General features: G+C 72.2%; 5 protein-coding genes. 1 reads left to right on the top strand and 4 read right to left on the bottom strand.

Features of this window, described 5'->3' with window-relative positions:
- Positions 1–4 precede the first annotated feature (4 nt).
- Genes IO20_RS39925 through IO20_RS0127430 form a run of 3 tightly spaced genes read right to left on the bottom strand, consistent with a single transcriptional unit; the run spans position 5 to position 3737 of the window.
- Positions 5–1021, bottom strand: a complete 1017-nt coding sequence (locus IO20_RS39925) for a phytoene/squalene synthase family protein (RefSeq protein WP_030552686.1) — start codon at positions 1019–1021, stop codon at positions 5–7.
- The gene (gene crtI / locus IO20_RS0127425) at positions 1018–2553 is read right to left on the bottom strand and encodes a phytoene desaturase family protein (protein WP_030552684.1); all 1536 of its coding nucleotides are present in this window, start codon (positions 2551–2553) and stop codon (positions 1018–1020) included. The genes IO20_RS39925 and crtI overlap by 4 nt, the downstream gene beginning before the upstream one ends.
- On the bottom strand, positions 2550–3737 hold the full coding sequence (locus IO20_RS0127430) for a polyprenyl synthetase family protein (RefSeq protein WP_051874597.1): 1188 nt from the start codon (positions 3735–3737) through the stop codon (positions 2550–2552). The genes crtI and IO20_RS0127430 overlap by 4 nt, the downstream gene beginning before the upstream one ends.
- Positions 3738–3939: 202 nt before the next feature.
- Here IO20_RS0127430 and IO20_RS0127435 point away from each other — a divergent pair, with 202 nt between their 5' ends.
- Positions 3940–4677: a class I SAM-dependent methyltransferase gene (locus IO20_RS0127435; RefSeq protein ID WP_030552680.1), complete on the top strand. Its 738-nt coding sequence runs from the start codon at positions 3940–3942 to the stop codon at positions 4675–4677.
- A gap of 252 nt (positions 4678–4929) precedes the next feature.
- Here IO20_RS0127435 and IO20_RS37775 read toward each other — a convergent pair.
- The coding region (locus tag IO20_RS37775) for an FkbM family methyltransferase (protein ID WP_157850809.1) at positions 4930–7242 on the bottom strand (2313 nt) is incomplete at its 5' end.

Below are 7242 nucleotides of genomic sequence, written 5' to 3' on the forward strand. Positions count from 1 at the left end.
CCTCTCATGCGCTCGTTCCCTTCTGCCCGGCCGACGGACGCGCGCGGCGCTCCTCCGGTGGGCGCCCCCGGGAGAGGGCGGGGCGCCCCGTGCGCAGACCGACGCGTGCTTCCAGCGCCCGCACGAGACCGGGCAGGGCGATCGACGCCCGCCGGCGAGCACCCACCACGGCCCGTCGGTGCACCACCGCGTACCCCTCCCTCTCGATCACCGCCAGGATCTCCCGGTACAGCACGAATGCGGTGCGCACACACGGGGCCGACACAGGATCGAGGAGAGCGATGCCGGGCTCCGCCTGACGGTAGACGCCCTGCGTGAGGGCGGCGGCGTCACCCAGGGCGGCCGTGATGCGCCGGTCGCGGCACCCCGTCCTCCGGCTCCACCGCAGCAGGTCCCGGTCGACGCCGGACGCGGCCAGCAGGTCGGCCGGGAGGTACACCCGGCCCCGGTCCAGGTCCTCTCCGACATCGCGGAGGAAGTTCGTCAGCTGGAACGCGACGCCCAGCGCGGCCGCGTACGGCTCGGCTTCCTCCCGGGGGACGACGGTCCCGAGGACCGGCACCATCTGGAGGCCGATGACGGCGGCCGACCCGTGCATGTACTCGCGTAGATCGGCGTACGTCGCGTACTCCCGCACGAACAGGTCGCTGCGCATGGACGCGAGGAAGTCGTCGAAGTGACGCGCGGGGATGTCCAGGCGTTCGCGGGTGTGCGCGGCCGCCGCCACCGCGGGATCCGTCGTCGATCCGCCGCGCAGCGCACGGCGCCATTCGGCCTCCAGTGCGTCCAGTGCCGCCGCCCGCTCCGCGGGCGACGTGGAGGCCGTCTCGTCCACGATGTCGTCCGCGCGCCGGGCGAAACCGTAGAGGGCGTGGACAGCGCTGCGGCGTTCGAGCGGCAGAAGGCGCGTGGCGAGGAAGTACGTCCTCCCGTGGCGGGCGTTCAGCCTCCTGCACTCCGCGTACGCCACCCGCAGTGCCCGGTCGTGGATCCGGGCCGCGTCGAGCTCCCGGGCCGTCACGAGACCTCCCGTCGACCGGCCGCGACGGGCGCCCGGCGACGTGGAGCCCTGCCGGGAGGTCCCGTGATCCGCTGCGCGGCCAACTTTCCCGAGATGAGCACGGGGGGCACGCCGACACCCGGTGTGGTTCCGCAGCCGGCGAGGACGACGTTCTCCGTTCCGCGGACCAGGTTACGGGGACGGAACGGGCCGGTCTGGGCGAAGGTGTGCGACACCGAGAAGGGGGTGCCCGCGGTGTGCCCCCGGGCGGTCCAGTCCGCGGGCGTCACAAGGCACTCCGCGTCGATCGCGTCACCGAACCCGTCGAGTCCCCGCCGTTCGAGTTCGGCGACGATGGAGTGGCGGTAGGAGGGGCCGAGTTCACCCCAGTGGCGCCGGCCGGGGCCGATCTCGGTGTTCGGGCAGGGGGCCAGGACGTAGTGGAGATGACGGCCGTCCGGGGCCAGTGTCGGATCGGTGGCCGTGGGCCGGGAGACGAGGAGCGACGGGTCGGTCATCAGCTCCCCGTTCCGGGTGATCTCCTCGAACGTGCGTGACCAGGCCGAGCCGAACAGGAGCGTGTGATGCGCGAGTTCGGGCCACGTACGCGTCGTGCCCGCGTGCAGGATCACCGCGCTCGGCGAGTGTCTGGTCCGGACAGGCCGCCTGGGCGTGCGGCCCAGGAGGCGGTAGGCGAGGGGGAGCTCCGTGGTGAGCACGACGCTGTCGCACCGGATCCGCCCGTGCTCCGTCAGGACGGCGGTCACGCGTGCCCCCGACCGCTCCAGGCCGGTGACGCGCTCCCCGTACCGGATCCGGGCGCCGGCCCGACGGGCCGCGTCCGCCATCGCGGCGGGCACCGCGTGCATCCCGCCCCGGGGGAAGTGCACCCCGGCCACGGTGTCCATGTAGGCGATGACCGCGTAGGCCGCGAGCGCTCGTGAGGGCGGCACCCCCGCGTAGAGGGCCTGGAAGGAGAACACGCGCTGCAGCCGCTCGTCCTTCAGGAAGGAACCGATCGCCCGGTCGAGTCTTCCCAGTCCGCCGAGCGCCGCGAGACGGGCGAGGTCGGGATGGAGAAGCTGTGCGGGCGAGTCGAAGTTCGCGCCGATGAAGCGGTGCTCCTGAACCGCGTAGAGCCTGCTCAGCCAGGCACGCATCCGGAGGTATCCGTCCGCCTCCCGGGCACCGGCGAAGCGCTCGACCTCCGCGGCCATGGCGCCGGCCTCCGTGTGGACGTCGACCCGGCTGCCGTCCCAGAACAGGGCACGGTACGCAGGGTGCAGCGGAACGAGCTCCACCCGTTCGCGGAGGGACTCACCGACGGCGGCGAACGCCTCGTCCAGCAGGGCGGGCATCGTCAGGACCGTGGGCCCGGTGTCGACCTGGAAACCCTCCAGATCCATCCTCCCGGCCCGCCCGCCGGGCCCCGCCTCCCGCTCGACGAGGGTGACCTCCCGCCCGGCGCCGAGCAGATGGAGGGCCGCGGACAGGCCGGCGAAGCCCGCCCCCACGACGACCACGTGGTCCGTCCTCCCCGGAACCCGCCTCAACGGACTCCTCCCGTCACTGTCTCGCACTGCGGAAGCGCCGGTCCGGCGCGGCTCACGTCGTCCGCGGCCTGCTCAGGACCGGCGACGTCGGCGGGGGAGAGGCCGGCGGCGTCGATGAGGAGCCGGACCAGCCGCTCGGTCGGCTCCGCGGCCAGGTCCGCCTGCCGGAGCGCGTCCACCGCACGCGCGGAGAGTTCCGCCACGCGCGCCGCGACGTGCGCGCGGGCGCCGTGCGCCACGAGGAGGTCGAGGACGCGGCTCAGCTCGGCATCCGTGGCCGAGGAGCGGCCGACCACCGTCTCCAGCAGCTCCAGCCCTTCGGTGTCGCCCCGCCGCACGCACCGGGCGTGCGCCACGGCCAGGAGGTAGGTGGCCTTGCCCTCGCGGAGGTCCTCTCCGGCGGGTTTGCCGGTGTGCTCCGGGCTGCCGAAGGCTCCTTGGAGGTCGTTCTGCAGCTGAAAGGCGATGCCCGCGCAGAGTCCGGCCTTGCGCAGTCCCCGCACCGTCCGCTCGGAGGCCCCCGCCAACAGGGCACCGAGGACCAGGGGGTACGCCGACGAGTACCCCGCCGTCTTCAGGACCGCCGTGCGCATGGCCCGCCCGGGTGACCGCGAGCCGGTCACCTGTGTGTGCAGGTCCAGGTACTGCCCGGCGGCCATCTCGTTCCTCATCGCGCGCCACTGAACACCCAGCGCGGCCGAGTGCGGGGTGCGCAGCAACGCCTCCATGAACACGTCGTCCGCCCAGGCCAGGGCCAGGTCACCTGCCAGAACGGCAGCCGACCTGCCGAAGTCCGCTCTGGTGTCGTCGCGTCCCCGCGTCCCGTTCTGGCGGGAGAGAGCGACGTGGACGGCGGGCTCACCCCTGCGGAGTCGGGAGCCGTCCATGACGTCGTCGTGGATGAGGGCGCAGGTCTGGATCAGCTCCACGGCCGCGGCCGTACGCAGGGCGACACCGGCCTCGTCCCGCCCGCCGCCCGCTGCTCGCATGGCCCACCACAGCAGCTGGGATCTGCGGCGCCGACCACCCGCCGTGAACGAGATCACTCGCCGCGCGATATCCGTGGCGAAAGCCGCCTCGACGGCCTGGACCTCGGCGAGACGCTTGCGCAGCAGGTCGTCGAGCACGATGTCCAAGGCCGCGGGGACATCCGCGTCGACGGTCGGTGGGTCGAGAGTGTGCATAGGGGTTTCCTTGCTGCCGTGGGTCGGGCAGTGCGGTGTCTCTGGGTGTTCAGTACCGCCCTGACGCGCGGATGCAGCAGGTCTTCGGCCATACGGACTCATTCCATCGGGGCGTGGGGGCCACCGGTGGTCACATCGGCGTGCCCCGTGGTTCACGCGCATTCGATGCGACAACCTGTGGGCTTCTGTCGAAGGGGTGCCCATGACCACGCTCCGTGACGGCGATCTCGCCGCCGCGTTCGACCACGCGTCGCCGACCTACGACCTCATGACCTCGGCGAGCCCGGGGTACGTCGCGCACCTCCGCCGGTCCGCCCGCCGTCTGGGGCTTCCCGGCGGGGGCGCCGGGCTCACCGTGCTGGACCTGGGATGCGGAACCGGAGCTTCCACGAAGGCGCTCCTGCACGCGGCGCCGCTGGCGACCGTCATCGGCGTCGACGCCTCGGCGGGGATGCTCGCCCGCGCCCGCGCCAAGACCTGGCCGGAGGGGGTCTCCTTCGTCCACGCCCCGGTCGAGAGCATGGACGAGGTCGAGGCGAACGGCCCGTACGACGCCGTGTTCGCCGCCTATCTCCTGCGGAACGTCGCCGATCCCGACGCCGTGCTGCGTGACGTCCAGGGGCTTCTCCGACCCGGTGGCCGGCTCTCCGTCCATGAGTACACTCTCGGCCGGCGGCTGTCCGACCGACTCGTCTGGAAGGCCGTGGTGAACGGCTTCGTGCGTCCCTGGGCGTGGATGAACAAAGACGCCGCGCTCTACCGGCACCTCTACCGCAGCGTGATGGAGTTCGACACGGCGGACGCCTTCACCGACCGGATGCGTCGCGCGGGGTTCGAGCGCGTGCGCTGTCTGCCGATGCCCGGCTGGCAGACGGGCATCACCCACACCTTCGTCGCGGAGCGCCCCCGGAACCAGGGCGCTCCCTTTCATCAGCGGTAGCCCGCAGGGCCGCAGTCGCCGCTTCCGGCCGCGGTGGGAAACGGCCACCGCACGACGGAACCCGGAGATCTTCCCTGGCGGCCGGCCGAGGCGGCGGGGCCGCTCCTGGGGGAGATCCGCCTTTCGGTGATGCTGAGCGCCGAGCGGGCCGATGTGTCCGCGCGCCGGCACGCTCGACGTGCCCATGTGAAGGAAGCCGGTGTGCCGGCTCTCCCGGGAGAGCCGGCACACCGGTTGGGCCCCGTCAGCCCTTCAGCACCGGGCCGTCGGCGGCCAGTCGCCGGCCTCTGCGAGCAACCTGCCTATCTCGGCGATCGGCGCGGGTGCGGTCATCTCCAGATGTCGGCTCTGGATCCGGTGCTCCTCGATCCGTCCGGTCACATGACCGCGCCAGCCCTCCACCGGCCCCGCGCCACCCGTGTCGTCCAGCGCCGCCGTGAAGTACAGCAGATCGCCGTCGAACTTCCGGGTCGCGAACCGGTTCATGAGGTTCGCATGAGCGAGACAGACGTCGATCACCGAAGACAGCTGCCCGGCGTCGAGCGCGGCCAGATAGCCGTCCGCCAGGCGCAGCCGCTCGATCACCGCGGACCGGTCCGGAGTCCCGGGGACGGTTGCCCCGGAGGCTTCGAGCAGGACGCGGAGCACCTCCGCCTCCGTGACCTCAGGCCCGAACCCGTCACCGCTGTAGCTGTCCATCAGCGCCAGCAACGCGACCTCCTGCCCCTGCTCCTGGAGCTGTACGGCCATCTCGTGCGCGACGACACCACCGAAGGACCACCCCAGCAGCTGATACGGCCCTTCGGGCTGCACCGAGCGGATCAGTCGTACGTAGTCGGCAGCCATCTCCCCGATCGTCGCGGGCACGGACCCGCCCGCGTCGAGGCCCTTGGCCTGGAGGCCGTACACGGGATGGTCCCCCCGCAGATGGGGGAGCAGGCCCGCATAGCCCAGGCTGGTGCCCTCCACGGGGTGGACGCAGAAGAGCGGGGTCCCGGTGCCCGCGGTGCGCAGCGGCAGCAGCCCCGACGCGGGCCAGCCGACCTGCTCCGCGCCGCCGTCGAGGAGCGCGGCGAGCGCGGCGGGCGTGGGCGCCGCGAACAGCGACCGCACGGGCACCTCGGTCCCGAGCTCCGTACGGATCCGGTTGACCAGCCGGATGCCGAGCAGCGAATGCCCGCCCGCCGAGAAGAAGTCCTCCTCGACGCCGAACCCCGCACCGTCCTCGCGGCCCAGGACTTCGGCGAAGAGCGCGCACAGCGCACGCTCGGTCTCCGTACGCGGTGCTCGGGCCGGGCCCGTCCGCTCCGTCTCCGGGGCCGGCAGCGCCCGCCGGTCCAGTTTTCCGTTGGACGTCACGGGGAGTTCGTCGAGGAACACGAGCGAGGACGGGACCATGTACTCGGGGAGTTGTCGGCCCAGCTCGGCGCGGAGCTCCGCCGCGAGCTCCGCCGCATCGCACCACCGGCCCGCCGCCCTCGCGGACGCCACCGACGCCCAGCCCTCGGGTCGCGGGACGACCGGGTTGTCCGGACGCACGGCGAAGACGTTCACCAGATGCGTGTCGGCCAGCACCGGGGGTCGGTCGACGGAGACCTGGAAGCCCTGCTCGGAGAGCAGCCCGGTGACCTCCGCCAGGCGTCCCTCCACATCGTGCACCTCGGCCACGACCTGCCGGATCAGTGGCCAGTGCGCGGGCAGCACACCGCGCAGGATCTCCAGCTCGCTCTTCTCGGCGTCGACCTTCAGGAGGTCGATCCGCGGTACCCGCTGCTCGGAGATCAGCCCCGAGACCGTCCGCAGCGCACAGTCCACCTGCACGCTGCGCAGCCGCTCGGTCAACAGCTCGTCGAAGGCGGTGTCGAGCTCCGGCTCCGCGCCGCCGAGCGCCGCCAGGTCGTTGCGTACGTACGCCTCGACCACGGCACGTTCCTCCTCTTCCGCGCCGAACCGACCGGAGAGGATGGACAGATGCGGGTAGTAGGTGAAGGTGGACGTACCCGGCAGCTCCGCCATTCCGTTGTTGAACGGCCGGATGTCGGCGCCGTGCAGCCGCGCATTGTGCGACAGCATCCCGAACAGCTCCGGGATCGGTTCGAAGGCGTAGACGGTCGACCGCGGGCAGGTCCGCGCCACGAACAGCGAGAAGAAGCCGATGTGCGCGCCGACGTCGAAGACGATCGCGTCGTCCGGCAGGGTGATCCCGTACCGGATGTACTCCTCCCGCTCGAAGACCTCCTGGTAGAGGAACTCCACCTCCGACGGGTTGTTGCCGAAGACGGTCATGCCGTTGGGCAGCCGGTGCAGTTCGAGGCCCTCGGTCTCACCGGCTGCGGTCATCCGCGCGAGCTCCCTCACGGGACCCGCGTGCCGGGCGTCCGGCACCACGTATCCGGTCAGCCGCCGATCTCCCGGCCTGTCCTCCCGTACGACCACGACGGACTGCTCGACCGCGGCATGGTTGCCGAGCGCGGACTCGATCTCGCCCGGTTCGATGCGGAAGCCGCGGATCTTGACCTGGTCGTCGGCGCGTCCGAGGTATTCGAGGGCGCCGTCGCTGCGGTG

The sequence above is a fragment of the Streptomyces exfoliatus genome, from assembly GCF_000725545.1.
In the GTDB taxonomy this organism is placed as follows: domain Bacteria; phylum Actinomycetota; class Actinomycetes; order Streptomycetales; family Streptomycetaceae; genus Streptomyces; species Streptomyces exfoliatus.

Excerpts from the sequence above, each read along its gene's own strand:
- IO20_RS0127430 (WP_051874597.1), bottom strand. The coding sequence starts at position 3,737 with ATGCACACTCTCGACCCACCGACCGTCGACGCGGATGTCCCCGCGGCC.
- IO20_RS0127435 (WP_030552680.1), top strand. The coding sequence starts at position 3,940 with ATGACCACGCTCCGTGACGGCGATCTCGCCGCCGCGTTCGACCACGCG.